13 protein-coding genes are annotated in these 13,048 nt (G+C 69.4%); 5 read left to right on the top strand and 8 right to left on the bottom strand.

What is annotated here, in order from left to right:
• Positions 1–34 precede the first annotated feature (34 nt).
• Positions 35–1,672 carry a fatty acyl-AMP ligase gene (locus tag RBB84_RS01250; RefSeq protein ID WP_006553835.1) on the bottom strand — a complete coding sequence of 546 codons (1,638 nt, stop codon included), beginning with the start codon at positions 1,670–1,672 and terminating at the stop codon, positions 35–37.
• 205 nt (positions 1,673–1,877) lie between these two features.
• On the opposite strand from RBB84_RS01250, the gene RBB84_RS01245 reads away from it, so the two are divergent.
• Both RBB84_RS01245 and RBB84_RS01240 read left to right on the top strand, forming a co-directional pair.
• Positions 1,878–3,587: a peptide chain release factor 3 gene (locus tag RBB84_RS01245; RefSeq protein WP_064060585.1), complete on the top strand. Its 1,710-nt coding sequence runs from the start codon at positions 1,878–1,880 to the stop codon at positions 3,585–3,587.
• 95 nt (positions 3,588–3,682) lie between these two features.
• Complete coding sequence (locus RBB84_RS01240) at positions 3,683–4,360, top strand: hypothetical protein (RefSeq protein ID WP_064060584.1); 678 nt, start codon at positions 3,683–3,685, stop codon at positions 4,358–4,360.
• A gap of 34 nt (positions 4,361–4,394) precedes the next feature.
• Here RBB84_RS01240 and RBB84_RS01235 read toward each other — a convergent pair whose 3' ends face one another.
• From RBB84_RS01235 to RBB84_RS01215, 5 genes are all read right to left on the bottom strand, one after another.
• Positions 4,395–5,435 carry an enoyl-CoA hydratase/isomerase family protein gene (locus tag RBB84_RS01235; protein ID WP_019288763.1) on the bottom strand — a complete coding sequence of 347 codons (1,041 nt, stop codon included), beginning with the start codon at positions 5,433–5,435 and terminating at the stop codon, positions 4,395–4,397.
• Positions 5,436–5,484: 49 nt separating this feature from the next.
• Positions 5,485–6,156, bottom strand: coding sequence for a pyridoxal 5'-phosphate synthase (locus tag RBB84_RS01230; protein ID WP_006553831.1), 672 nt, complete (start codon positions 6,154–6,156; stop codon positions 5,485–5,487).
• 25 nt (positions 6,157–6,181) lie between these two features.
• Positions 6,182–6,616 (bottom strand): VOC family protein, encoded by a 435-nt coding sequence (locus RBB84_RS01225; protein ID WP_024103221.1) that lies wholly within the window; start codon positions 6,614–6,616, stop codon positions 6,182–6,184.
• Between the two features lie 14 nt (positions 6,617–6,630).
• Positions 6,631–7,113, bottom strand: a complete 483-nt coding sequence (locus RBB84_RS01220; RefSeq protein ID WP_024103220.1) for a nuclear transport factor 2 family protein — start codon at positions 7,111–7,113, stop codon at positions 6,631–6,633.
• 134 nt (positions 7,114–7,247) lie between these two features.
• Entirely contained in the window at positions 7,248–7,856 is a 609-nt protein-coding gene (locus tag RBB84_RS01215) for a TetR/AcrR family transcriptional regulator (protein ID WP_024103219.1), read from the bottom strand.
• Between the two features lie 102 nt (positions 7,857–7,958).
• Here RBB84_RS01215 and RBB84_RS01210 point away from each other — a divergent pair, with 102 nt between their 5' ends.
• From RBB84_RS01210 to RBB84_RS01200, 3 genes are read left to right on the top strand one after another with little or no spacing between them, the layout of a single operon-like run.
• A complete protein-coding gene (locus RBB84_RS01210) occupies positions 7,959–9,473 on the top strand; it encodes an acetyl-CoA acetyltransferase (RefSeq protein WP_024103218.1) in 1,515 nt (504 codons plus the stop codon).
• Positions 9,470–10,264, top strand: coding sequence for an enoyl-CoA hydratase-related protein (locus RBB84_RS01205; protein WP_064255743.1), 795 nt, complete (start codon positions 9,470–9,472; stop codon positions 10,262–10,264). Before RBB84_RS01210 ends, RBB84_RS01205 begins: the two co-directional genes overlap by 4 nt.
• 2 nt (positions 10,265–10,266) lie before the next feature.
• Positions 10,267–10,602 (top strand): acyl-CoA dehydrogenase family protein, encoded by a 336-nt coding sequence (locus RBB84_RS01200; RefSeq protein WP_064255742.1) that lies wholly within the window; start codon positions 10,267–10,269, stop codon positions 10,600–10,602.
• 124 nt (positions 10,603–10,726) lie between these two features.
• Here RBB84_RS01200 and RBB84_RS01195 read toward each other — a convergent pair whose 3' ends face one another.
• Together RBB84_RS01195 and RBB84_RS01190 are read right to left on the bottom strand one after the other, a co-directional pair.
• A complete protein-coding gene (locus RBB84_RS01195; RefSeq protein ID WP_024103215.1) occupies positions 10,727–11,164 on the bottom strand; it encodes a DUF6069 family protein in 438 nt (145 codons plus the stop codon).
• A 73-nt stretch (positions 11,165–11,237) separates the two neighbouring features.
• The gene (locus tag RBB84_RS01190; RefSeq protein ID WP_019288771.1) at positions 11,238–13,031 is read right to left on the bottom strand and encodes an ABC-F family ATP-binding cassette domain-containing protein; all 1,794 of its coding nucleotides are present in this window, start codon (positions 13,029–13,031) and stop codon (positions 11,238–11,240) included.
• Positions 13,032–13,048 lie beyond the last annotated feature (17 nt).

The following is a 13,048-nucleotide window of genomic DNA, read 5'->3' as shown; positions in this document are numbered from 1 at the left end:
GGCGCGGTCGCAGCGGCGTCGCGTGGCGCGGTGGTCAGGCCCGCGTCAGCAGTGCCAGCGAGGTGCCGCGACGCAGCTTGCCCGAGGAGGTCTTCGGGATGCTGCCGGGACCGAGTACCGCGACCGTGCGGGGCCGCACGCCCACCTCGGCGACCACCGCGTGCACGACGTCGTGTTCGATGCGGCGCACCTCGTCGGGGTGGTCGAAGAGTTTGGTCTCCACGGCCACCGCGAACGATTCGCGCTTGTCCCCCGCGTCGAGCCGGATGGCGACGGCGTTGCCGGGACGCACCCCGTCGACGGTCCCCGCCGCTCGCTCGATGTCGGTGGGATAAATGTTGCGGCCGCCCATGATGATGACGTCCTTCACCCGGCCGCACACCACGACGAGACCTTCCTCGGTGAAGTAACCCACGTCGCCGGTGTCGAGCCAGCCGTCGGCGTCCTGCGCGGGTACGGGTCCGTCCACGGTGAGATAGCCATGCGTGACGGCCTCGCCGCGCAACTGGATGATGCCCACGCCGCGGGGTGGCAGCACCTGTCCGTCACGGCCGACGACCCGGCCCTCGAGACCGGCCACGAGACGGCCGAGGGTGGGCATGCGGCGCGTGTGGGTGCGGTTGGTCGGCACGGCCATCCCGCCGGCCTCGAGCAGGTCGGGGTCCACCACGTCGAGCACCATCCCGCGTCCCGGATCGGGGACCGACACCGCGAGCGTGGTCTCGGCCATCCCGTAGGAGGGCGCGAGGGCGGACGGGTCGAGACCGAAGCGCTCCCCGGCCTCCGCGAGGGCCTCCATCGTGTCGGGATCGACCGGCTCGGCGCCGTTCCACATCCAGCGCATCGACGACAGGTCGAGCGCGCCGTCCGGCGCCTGCGACAACTTCCGGGCCAGCAACGAGTACGCGAAATTCGGTGCTGCGGTGAGCGTTCCGTGGTACTTGCTGATCAGCTCCGCCCACAGGATCGGAGAGCGCAGGAAGTCCAGCGGCGTGACCGACACGACCTCGGCGCCCACCTGCATGGGGACGCTGAGGAAGGCCACCATGCCCATGTCGTGGAACAGCGGCAGCCAGCTGATCATGACGTCGTCGTCGAGCGAGAACTTGACGCGGTCCATCATCGCCGTCGCGTTGGCGTAGAAGTTGCCGTGCGTGATCCGCACCGCCTTCGGCGAGCCGGTGGACCCGGACGTCAGCTGCTGGAGCACGATGTCGGACTCCGCCGTGTCGACGGGATCGACGGGCCTCCCCTCCCGCATCCGCTCCACGGTGACGACGGAGATGCCCCGCTCGCGCAGCAGCGGCTCCGCGATCTCGAAGGGTGCGCCGAGCACGACGGCGCGGGCGTCGATCATCCGCAGGACCACCTCGGTGTCGCGCGACCACATCTGCAGGTCGGTGCGCGGCGTGGGCTGGTGCAGCATCGTCACGCTTCCGCCGCGCATCCACACGGCCTGGCAGACCGGTGCGATGTCCACCGGTTGTCCTGCGAGGACACCCACCGCGTCGCCGGGTCCGATACCCGCCGCGGCCAGTGCGCCGGCCATGCGGCGGGCCTGCCGGTGGATCTCTCCCCAGTTCTGCCGCAACGGCGTATCCGGTTCGCCGGTGACCAGAGCCCCGGTGTCCGACTCCGCCGTCGCGTACATCTCCTCGGTGAACCTGCTCACGACCCGCTCCTCGTCCGGTGGTGCACGACCTCGATCAAGATCCGGTAGTTGCACATCAGCGTGCGCCGTCGAGTGGTCGGTATGGGGCGGCCTCGGGGAAACGTGATCGAATCTGGCGGAAATCGACACCGAATCGCCGAGTAACATGGACGAGTTGGCGGCGATAGCGCCCCTACTCCCTGCCCCCTTCGAGAGGTTTTTCCCGTTGAGCACCCCGCACGCTTCGGCCGACAGTCAATCCACCGGCACGACGGAGCCTGCGCAGTCCTCCGGCACAGCGAAGCCCGGGGCCGCGAAGGAGGTCAGAGCCGAAGCCGAGCGCAGACGCACCTTCGCCGTCATCTCCCACCCCGACGCCGGTAAGTCGACGCTCACCGAGGCGCTCGCCCTGCACGCGAAGGTCATCTCCGAGGCCGGCGCGGTCCACGGCAAGGCCGGCCGCAAGTCGACGGTCTCCGACTGGATGGAGATGGAGAAGGCCCGCGGCATCTCCGTCAGCTCCACGGCCCTGCAGTTCAACTACACCCGCTCGGACGTCGCGGGCACCGACGACGAGGTCGTCAACGTCGTCAATCTCGTCGACACCCCCGGTCACTCCGACTTCTCGGAGGACACCTACCGCGTCCTCACCGCCGTCGACGCCGCCGTCATGCTCATCGACGCGGCGAAGGGTCTCGAGCCGCAGACCCTGAAGCTGTTCCAGGTGTGCCGCCACCGAGGCATCCCCGTGGTCACCGTCATCAACAAGTGGGACCGACCGGGCCGGACGCCGCTGGAACTGCTCGACGAGATCGACGAGCGCATCGGCCTGATGCCGACTCCCCTGTTCTGGCCCGTGGGCATCGCCGGCGACTTCCGCGGTCTGCTGCGTCGCGGCGAGGACGGAGACGCGGCCGAGTACATCAAGTTCACCCGCACGGCCGGTGGCGCCAAGATCGCGCCCGAGGAGCATCTGTCCCCCGCCGAGGCGCTCGCCCTCGAGGGCGACACCTGGGTCGAGGCCGCCGAGGAGTCCGAACTGCTGTCGTCCAACGGCCAGGATCACGATCAGGAATTGTTCCTCGCCGGGCAGACCTCGCCGGTGATCTTCGCGTCGGCGATGCTCAACTTCGGTGTGCGGCAGATCCTCGACACCTTGGTCACGCTCGCACCGCCACCGCGTGCCCGTCTCGCCATCGACGAGACCGCTCGCGAGGTCGACGATCCGTTCAGCGCCGTCGTGTTCAAGGTGCAGGCCGGCATGGACACCGCCCACCGCGACCGGCTCGCGTTCATGCGTGTCGTCTCGGGTGTGTTCGAGCGCGGCATGGTCGTCACGCACGCGCAGACCGGTAAGCCCTTCGCCACCAAGTACGCGCTGACGGTCTTCGGCCGCGAACGTTCCACGGTGGAGAACGCCTATCCCGGCGACGTCGTCGGCCTGGTCAACGCCACCGCGCTGGCGCCGGGGCATACCCTCTACGTCGACAAGAAGGTGGAGTTCCCGCCCATTCCGTCGTTCGCGCCCGAGCACTTCGCGATCCTGCGGGCCGAGAGCGCCTCGAAGTACAAGCAGTTCCGCAAGGCCGTGGACCAGCTCGATTCCGAGGGCGTCGTGCAGATCCTCCGCAACGACGTCCGCGGCGACGCGTCGCCGGTGATGGCGGCCGTGGGTCCGATGCAGTTCGAGGTGGTCGCGGCGCGGATGAAGGCCGAGTACAACGTCGACCCGAAGATCGAGCATCTCGGCTACTCGCTCGCGCGTCGCACCGATGCGGCTTCGGCCGACGAACTGAACCGCCAGCGCGGCGTCGAGGTGTTCACCCGGTCGGACGGCGTGCTCCTCGCTCTCGTCAGCGACAAGTGGCGGCTGCAGTACATCCTCAAGGAGTTGCCGGAGCTGACTCTCGAACCGTTGGTCGCGGCGACCGACTGAGCGTCCCGGCGACGCCGGACGGGTAGTGCGTCCAGCGGATTTTACTGATACTTTCCCTTTCGTCGATCCGACGTATTCGGGTGGAATCAGGAGTTGTGTCGATGAACGACGACGTACCGGCCGCAGCCGGTGAGGACCTGTCGTCCGGTGGGACGGCGGATACGAGCAGGCGATCCGGACGCGCGAAGCGCTCGGGCACCTTCGTCTACCCGCTGCCGAGCACTCCTCTTCCGAGCAGTACCCCGCTGACGAGCACGCCGGATCCCGGAACACACCGCATGAGCGTGGGGGATGCATCGTCGCTCGAAGGTGACCCGGCCGGCGGGGTGGGCGCCGGCAATTCCGAGGAAGGAACGACCCTGGTGAGCAGCACCGGCACGAACGGCTCCGCGAGTGGGCCCGCCACCACCACGACGACCCCGACGGCCACCGAGAGCCTGGGCACGATCACCGCACCGGGTCCGGTCCCGTCACGGCGCAATTCGATGGGCGTGGCGTCGGTGCGTATCGCCGCGCGACTCGCACAGAACGAACTGACCTCCCGCGACTCCCGCAGCACCGGAGCGCACGGCGACCCGCGTAGCACCGGATCGCACGGCGACCCGCGTAGCACCGGATCGCACGGCGACCCGATAGCGGACAACGATGAACTGCTCACGCTGCTCGGCGAGTACCTGCTGGCCGGTGGACTCGAGAAGCCCGAGATCCACGCGACCCTCGGTGGGCAGCCGATCGTCGTCGACCTGCAGGTACCGCAGCGTCACGCCCGGTAGAGGTCACGCCCGGTAGAGACGGGCAGGTCGCGGGTTATCCGTCGCCGAACAGTGCGGCGATCGCCGCCGGATCGACGTCCTCGAGCGTCGCGGGCGACCACTGCGGGTCGCGGGTCTTGTCGACGAGCACGGCGCGCACACCTTCGATGAAGTCCGGCGTCGCGGCGACGCGCACGGCGACGTCGAGTTCGCGGGCGAAGCATTCCTCGAGCGTGCTCTCGGCACCGCGTCGCATCAGTTCGGCCGTGGCCCACACGCTCGTCGGCGACAACGACCGCAGGGCCGTGCGAGTCTGCTCGGCCCACTCGGCGTCGATGTCGGCGAGGCTGTCGAGGCGGGTCACCATGTCGAGCACCGTACCGTCGCCGAACACCGTCTCGATGTCGGGGAAACGCTGCGCCAGGGAGGATTCGGGGGTCGGTTCGACGAACTCGTCGAGGGCGTCGCGCCACTGCCCGGCGCGGATGCGGTCGGCGAAGTCGTCGATGCGGGCACTGGGCACGTAATGCGTGGCCAGGCCGACGGCCAGCGCGTCGCCGGCATCGATGCGGGCGCCGGTGAGTCCGAGATACATCCCCACCGCATCGCACCGCGCGGTGGTGCCGCGCAGGCGCGGGAGGAAGTGGCTCGACCCGATGTCGGGAACGAACCCGATGGCCGTCTCGGGCATGGCCATCGTGGTCTTCTCGGTGGTGACGCGCACCGCGCCGTGCACCGAGATACCGAGCCCACCGCCCATCGTGACGCCGTCGAGGACCGCGAGATACGGCTTCGGGTAGGTGGCGACCAGCTCGTCGAGGCGGTACTCGTCGGCGAAGTACTCGCGGACGGTGTCGAAGCGCCCCTCGAGGGCCAGCTCGCGCACCGGCTTGACGTCGCCACCGGCGCAGAACGCGCGGTCGGACGTGCTGGTGACGAGCACGGCCGTGACGGCCGGGTCGTCGCGCCAGGCGAGAAGCGACGAGCGGATGTCGCGGATCATCGACCGGTCGAGCGCGTTGAGCGCACCGGGACGGTCGAGTTGCACTTCGCCGACTCCGTTGGCGACGCGTGTGCGGATGAAGGACTCGTTCACGGGCGGGAGCCTACCGGTCGCGGGCGACTCGTCCCGGCCACGCGACACGTCACGGATGAAGTTCCTCGGTGACCCACCGGTCCCCCGCACGCCGGTAGCGATACCGCAGGTGCCGCCGGCCGGGATCCGCCTGCCAGAACTCCACGGCCTCAGCGGCGACGCACCACGCCGTCCAGTGCGGCGAGACGAGGTCCGGATCGTGTTCGAGCGCGGTCAGGCGTTCCCGTACGAGGTCGTCGTACTCGGCGGAATCGGTGAGGACCTCGCTCTGGTGTCCCGTGGATGCGACGGCACGGGCGAAGACCGATCGTTCCCGGAAGTCGCGGGCACACACCTCGGGTGGGCCGGCCAGGACGGGTCCGCGCACGCGTACCTGCCGGCCGAGTTCGCGCCAGTACACGGTGAGCGCGGCGGCCGGTGTCGCGTCGAGCTGGCGGCCCTTCGGGGAACGGTCGTCGCCGGAGAACCACCAGCCGTCGTCGGTGACGTCCTTGATCAGCAGCATGCGCGCGTCGGGCGTCCCGGACGGGTCGACGGTCGACAGGGTCGCTGCGTGCGGCTCGGCGACGCCGGCCTCGGCCGCCTCGGTGAGCCAGCGGAGGAAGGTCTCCTGCGGCGTCGCGGCCGGTGCGAACGGCGGCGCGGACGCCGTGAGGGTGGGCAGGGCCCGGATCCAGCCGCGGGTATCGGGAAACTCACTGCGACGCGCGATCTCACTCATCGCCGCATGGTACCGATTCGGGAGCTCACTCCCGAGGTGGCGGCAGCTTGCCGGTCAGGGGGCCGACGAGCATCCAGCGATGCCCGAAGGGGTCGAGCAGGGTGGCGTTGCGATGACCGTGGGCCTCGTTGATCCACCTCTCGACCGAACCGCCGGCCAGACGGGCGCGGGTGAGCACGGTGTCGGTGTCGGCCACCTCGAGCATCAGGCTCACCGAGACCGCCCCCTCCTGCGGCGCCGTGAGTCCGAGTTCGGGGAATTCGTCTGCGAGATAGATCATTCCGCTGGGGAACCGCAGTTCGGCGTGCCCGACGCGACCGTCGTCCATGACGACCGGTTCGGCGGTCAGCGAGGCTCCGAAGACCCGGGTGTACCACTCGATCGCCTCGTGGGCCCGCGGCACCGTCAGATAGGGCAGCGCCCCCGGACGGGGAAAATCGCCGGAACCCTCCGAGACCATCTCGTCGTTCCCGCTCAGGACGCTTTCGGTTGCTGCAGCAGCGCCCATCGATTGGTCGTCAACCGGACCGAAGGCGAGTCGCCCATGCATGTGACCGTCTCCCAGTTGCGTTGATATCCGGTGCGGCTGATCCGCCAGCATCCGTCGTCGCCGAGGCTGTACCGATCGTGATAGTAGGCCGAGCCGCGCAACATCATCCCGTCCTCGGGGATGATCACGGTGTCGGACAGCAACCACACCCCGGTGGCGCTGCGGCCGTCGTCGGCGATGTCGATCTCGGGATGGGAACAGGTGTGCTCCGTGATCAAGCGCGTTCCCAGCGTGTTCTCGAGGAAACCTATGAAGGCGTCGCGTGAGTCGAAAACGAGATGCTCCCCGTAGACGGCGTGTGCGTCGGGGGTGAGGGTGTTCGCCAGCTCGTCCCAGTCCTTCGTGTCGAGCGCTCGCGCATAACGGTATTTGAGCCGCGTGATCTCCGCTACCGCCTGCACATCCATCGTCGGCCTCCCATTGGCGCCCCCCTGCGAGTATTCGCATTCCAGGCTAGCCCGGACGACCGGCGCAGACGGCCGGAATCACACTGTTACCAGGCAGCATTCGATCGCGATTCGGTCACGGGAGGGCGTGCCGGTCACGACTCGGGACGACGCAGCGCGCGGATGGTCGCGTCGACGACGAGTTCGGCGTAGTCGTCGTCTACGTTCTGATCCGGGGTGGCCAACGCGAAGAGGGCATGACTGAGCACGGTGCCGGTGACCATTTCGAGCAGCAGCGTCGCCGAGGTGTCGGCGGGGAGTTCGCCGCGCTCGACGGCGCGGTGCACGATCGTGCGCGCCGCGAGCACGCGGCTGCGGTTGAGGGTGTGGATCAGCCGGGCGAGCAGTTCGGGGTTGGCACGGGCGTCGAGCGCGACGCGCAGGCTCACCAGGCCGGGGGTGGTCCGGTAACCGCGCAACAGCTGCCGGGCGAGTTCGACGAGATCGGATCGGAGCGCGCCGGTGTCGATGGGCACGGGCAGCGGGCTGCGCGCTTCGAGGGCCTGGACCAGCAGGTCGTCCTTGCTCGACCACCGGCGGTAGAGGGCGGCGCGCCCCACCCGCGCGCGTCGTCCGACCGCGTCGAGCGTGAAACCACGCCAGCTCGTCTCGGAGTACACCTCGAGCACGGCGTCGAACACGCGGTCCTCCAGGTCGGCGTCGCGGGGGCGTCCGCGGCGGCGCGGTGCGGGTGCTTCGGTCACGTCGGGAAAGTGTGCCAGACCACTCCTCGATTTACAGACTGAAATCGTCCGCATTAAGCTGGCGGCGTCCTCCTCCCCCCAAGAGCAGACCGAAGGAACGCCATGACCGACCCCACTCGGGTTCCCGTCGTGATCGGCGTCGGCGACCTGCGCTCCGGCCGTGCCGGTGCGCCCGCCGACCCGCGTGAACCGCTCGACCTCATCCACGAGGCCACCCTCGCCGCGATCGCCGACTCCGGCGCCGATCTCGCCACGCGGATCGACACCATCCACGCGATCAAGACCGCGAGCTGGAACTACGACGACCTGCCGGGCCTGCTCGCCGAACGTCTCGGCGCGACGCCCGAGCACACGTCGACCACGCCGATCGGCGGCCACTGGCCGGCGGCCCTGCTCGATCGCATCGGCCACGACATCGCCGCGGGCACCAGCACCGTCGCGCTGCTCGTCGGCGGCGAGGCGCAGGCCTCGGCGACCAACTCGTACAAGGCCGGAACGGATCCGGTCACGCTGGGATGGACCACCGCCCCGGGCGGCCCCGCGCCTATCAGCAACAAGGACCTCGGCAGCCCCGCGATGCAGCGCGCCGGGATGATCGTCCCCACGCGGGTCTACCCGCTGTTCGAGAACCGGCTCAGCCACGATCTCGGGCACTCGCGCGAGAAGTCGCTCGACTGGTCGGCGACGCTGTACGCCGCCTTCTCCGAGTTCGCCGCCGAGAACCCGGCGTCCTGGAACCCCGAGCGCCGCACCGCCGACGACATCCGCACCATCGCCGGCAAGAACCGCCTCGTCACCGACCCGTACCCGCTGATGGTCAACGCGATGCCGTTCGTCGACCAGGCCGCTGCCGTGGTCGTCACCTCGCTCGCCGTGGCCCGCGAATTCGGTGTCCCCGACGACCACCTGCTCTACGTGTGGGGCGGCGCCGGCGCGACCGAGCCCTCGGACGTGCTCGCCCGCGGCGACTTCGGACGCTCCGCCGCACTCGACGATGCGCTGCGGCGCACGCTGTCGGCGAGCGACCTGCGTCCCGGCGACTTCGACATCATCGACGCATACAGCTGCTTCCCCGTGGTCCCGAAGCTGCTCATCGAGCAGCTCGGCCTCCCCCGCGACACCGTCCCGTCGGTGACCGGCGGCCACTCCTTCTTCGGCGGCCCGCTCAACAGCTACACGCTGCACTCGGTGGTGTCGGTGGCCAAGCGGCTGCGCCAGGACGGCGAGCTCGCCCTCGTGCACGGCAACGGTGGCTACCTGACCTACCAGCACGTCGTGGTCCTCGGCTGCGCGCCGCACACCGACGGTTACGTCGGCGACCCCGAGCACGTGCTGCTCGAGCCGTCCGCGCCGGAGACAGCCACCGATTACAGCGGCGAGGTCCAGATCGTCACCGCCACGGCCGAATTCGGTCGCGACGGCAACCCGTCGATCGGTTTCCTCGTCGGCCTCACCCCCGACGGCCGGCGTGTCTCCGGCCAGACCGACGCCACCGGCGCCGCAGTCCTCGCCGCCGGAGCCGACATCGTCGGCGAGACCGTCCACGTCACCGACGACGGCGGCATTCTCACCGTCACCCGCATCGAACACCTGTGCCCCGAGGAGTACCGGTCGTGAGCGAACCCGTCGTTCACGTCGAGAAGCGCGAGCACGTCCTGCTCGTCACCATCAACCGCCCCAAGGCGGCCAACAGCATCAACGCCGACGTGCACCAGGCACTCGGTGAGGCCTGGGACCGCGCCGAAGAGGACCGCGACGTGCGCGTCGTGGTGCTCACCGGCGCAGGCGGCGCCGTCTTCTGCGGCGGCGCCGACCTCGAGGCCCTCGGCACCGAAGGACCGGACGGCGTCACCCCGCCCGAAACCGCCCACTGGGGCTTCGCCGGTGTCGTCAAGCACCACATCTCCAAGCCCGTCATCGCCGCGGTCAACGGCACCGCGCTCGGTGGTGGCACCGAACTCGCCCTCGCGAGCGATCTCGTCGTCGCATCCGAAACCGCCGAATTCGGTCTGCCCGAGGTGCACCGCGGCCTGATCGCCGGTGCCGGCGGCGTGTTCCGCATCGGCCAGGCCATCCCCCGCGCCGTCGCGATGGAACTCGTCCTGACGGGCAAGCCGATGTCGTCCGCCGACGCGCTGCGCTGGGGCCTCGTCAACCGGGTCGTCCCACAGGACGAGGTCCTCGACACCGCTCTCGCTCTCGCCGCCGACATCGCGAAGGGCGCCCCGCTCGCCGTGCAGGCCAGCAAGACCGTCGCCCGCGGCATCATCGACGGCAACGTCCCCGCCGAGGACCTGCCCTGGGAACTCACCGACAAAGCCCTCGCACGTCTCACCACCAGCGCCGACACCCTCGAAGGCGTCATGGCCTTCATACAGAAGCGCGAACCCGTCTGGAAGGGCGAATAGGCATGACCACCACCGAAGTGATCCGCTGGGACACCGACGAACAGAAGGCACTTCGTCAACTCGTCGCCGACTTCACCCGCAAGGAGATCGTCCCCCACCTCGACGAATGGGAGCGCGCCGGCGAGATCCCGCCCGAACTGCATCGCAAGACCGCCGACGCGGGCCTGATCGGCGCCTCCGTCGCAGAGGAGCACGGCGGGTCGGGCGGCACCGCCCTCGACATGCTCGCGATCCTCGAAGAGATCATCCTCGCCGGTGGTTCGTCGGGCCTGATCTCGGCGCTGTTCAGCCACGGCATCGCCACCCCGCACATCGTCTCGTCGGGCAACACGACCTGATCGAGCGGTTCGCGCGTCCCGCGCTCAGCGCTGCTTCGACCTGACCGTAGGCCTCTGCCCGAATCAGGAGGAGGAAATGTGCGACTTTCCTTGCGGAAGCGCATATTTCCTCCCCCTACTCGTGTCAGTCACGCGCACGGAGCATCTCCAGGGCGACGACGACCACCACGGCGATCACGACGTGCATCAGCGTCAGGGCGACGGTGCTCGGCGTGTCGAAGTCCGCGGAGATCGTGCCCTGGATCGTCGCCAGCGGCAGCAACGCCCCGACGACCTGGGCGATCCGCGCGAAACCGTTCCACCACAGGGTGAGCAGGGCCGCGACGGCGAGACCGACGGTGAGCGGGACGACGGACATGAGCACCACGCCACCGGGCGCCGCGCTCACCACCTCACCGGCGTCGGTGTGTTCGAACGAGCCACCCGCGATGAGCCCGACGGCCCACAGCGCGAGGTCGATCACCAGTGCGGTCACGACGGACGCGGCGACCACCACGGCGGAACGCGCGAGCCGGGACTGCGGGAGATGCGTAGAGGTACCGGATGTTTCGGTGACGGACATGGATCCTCCTGATGGGCGTTCCTTCTGACGACGCCCATCCTGCGACCTCGAGCCGACTCGAGGTCAAGAGGATTCAGTCGAGATCTTCGGCGAGCTCCATCCATTGCTCCTCGGCCGCTTCCTTCTCCGCGACCACCTCACGCAACTGCGCGTCGAGTTTCTGCAGCCGGTCAGGATCGGTCGCCGCCTCCGCGAGGTCGTGGTGCAGCTTCTCCTCCTTCTCGGTCAGCTTCGCGACGAGACGCTCCAGGCGCGACAGTTCCTTGCGCGCGGTGCGTTCGGCGGCACCGTCGCGCTTCTTCGGCTGCTCGGCGGCGTCACCGGTCTTCGAGACGGTCGACGCCACCGACGGCACGTCGCCGTCGCCCATGGCCGCGCGCCGGCGCAGGTACTCCTCGATGCCACCGGGAAGGTTCGTCAGGCGGCCGTCGCCGAACAGGGCCCACGTCGAATCACAGATGCGTTCGACGAGATACCGGTCGTGGCTGATGACCACGAGGGTTCCGGCCCAGCCGTCGAGCAGGTCCTCGAGCTGCTGGAGGGTGTCGATGTCGAGGTCGTTGGTGGGCTCGTCGAGGAGCAGCACGTTCGGTTCGGCCATGAGCACGCGCGTGAGCTGCAACCGGCGACGCTCACCACCGGACAGGTCGCCGACGGGGGTGCGCTGCCGCGCCGGTGTGAAGCCCAGACGTTCGGCGAGCTGACCGGCGGAGATCTCCTTGTCGCCCAGTGTGATCCGCTCGGCGACGTCCTTGACGGCGTCGAGCACCCGCATGTCGGTGGGCAGGTCGTCGAGTTCCTGCCGCAGCCAGCCGATCTCGACGGTCTGCCCCTGGACGCGACGTCCCTGCGCCGGTTCGAGTTCGCCCGCGAGCGTGCGCAGCAGGGTCGTCTTGCCCGAACCGTTGACGCCGACGAGACCGATCCGCTCGCCCGGACCGAGACGCCAGGTGAGGTCGCGGACCAGTTCGCGCCCGTCCGGGGTGGTGAGGGTGGCGTCCTCGAGTTCGATGACGACGCGGCCCAGGCGGCGCTTCGCGAACGATGCCAGCGCCACCGAGTCGCGCGGCGGCGGCACGTTCGCGATCAGCGCTTCGGCGGCCTCGATGCGGTACTTCGGCTTGGACGTGCGGGCCGGAGCTCCGCGACGCAGCCACGCGAGTTCCTTGCGCGCGAGATTGCGGCGGCGTTCTTCCATCGCGTCGGCCTGGCGGGCACGCTCGGCGCGCGCGAAGATCCAGTCGTTGTAGCCGCCCTCGTAGCTCTCGACCCGGCCGTTCACGACCTCCCAGGTGCGCGTCGCGACGGTATCGAGGAACCAGCGGTCGTGGGTGACGACGACGAGCGCGCTGCGCCGCGACAGCAGGTGCTCGGCGAGCCACTGCACGCCTTCGACGTCGAGATGGTTCGTGGGCTCGTCGAGGACGAGCAGGTCGAGATCCTGCACGAGGGCTGCGGCGAGGGCGACCCGGCGACGCTCACCACCGGACAGACCGTCGACGACCGCGTCGAGACCGAGATTGTCGATGCCGATACCGGTGAGCACCGAGCGGATGCGCGCATCACCGGCCCACTCGTGCTCGGCCACATCGAGCGGCCCGAGGACCACCTCGCCGACGGTCGAGCCCTCCGGCAGACCGCCGCGCTGCGTCACGACGGCCATGCGCAGACCGTTCACGCGGCTCACCCGGCCCGAATCGGGCTCCTCGATGCCGGCGAGCACCTCGAGCATCGTCGTCTTGCCGCCGCCGTTGAGGCCGACGACACCGATCCGCTCCCCCTCGTTCACGCCGAGGGACACCGAGTCGAGTAACGGCTTGATGCCGAACGACTTCGAGACCTGTTCGAGGTTGATGAGATTCGCCACGTGGAGGAACGCCTTCC

Origin of the sequence: Rhodococcus sp. D-6, from assembly GCF_040256695.1 — a bacterium.
Lineage (GTDB): Bacteria > Actinomycetota > Actinomycetes > Mycobacteriales > Mycobacteriaceae > Rhodococcus > Rhodococcus pyridinivorans.
Note: the sequence above shows the minus strand (reverse complement) of the source record. Positions and strands in the feature narration are given on the sequence as shown.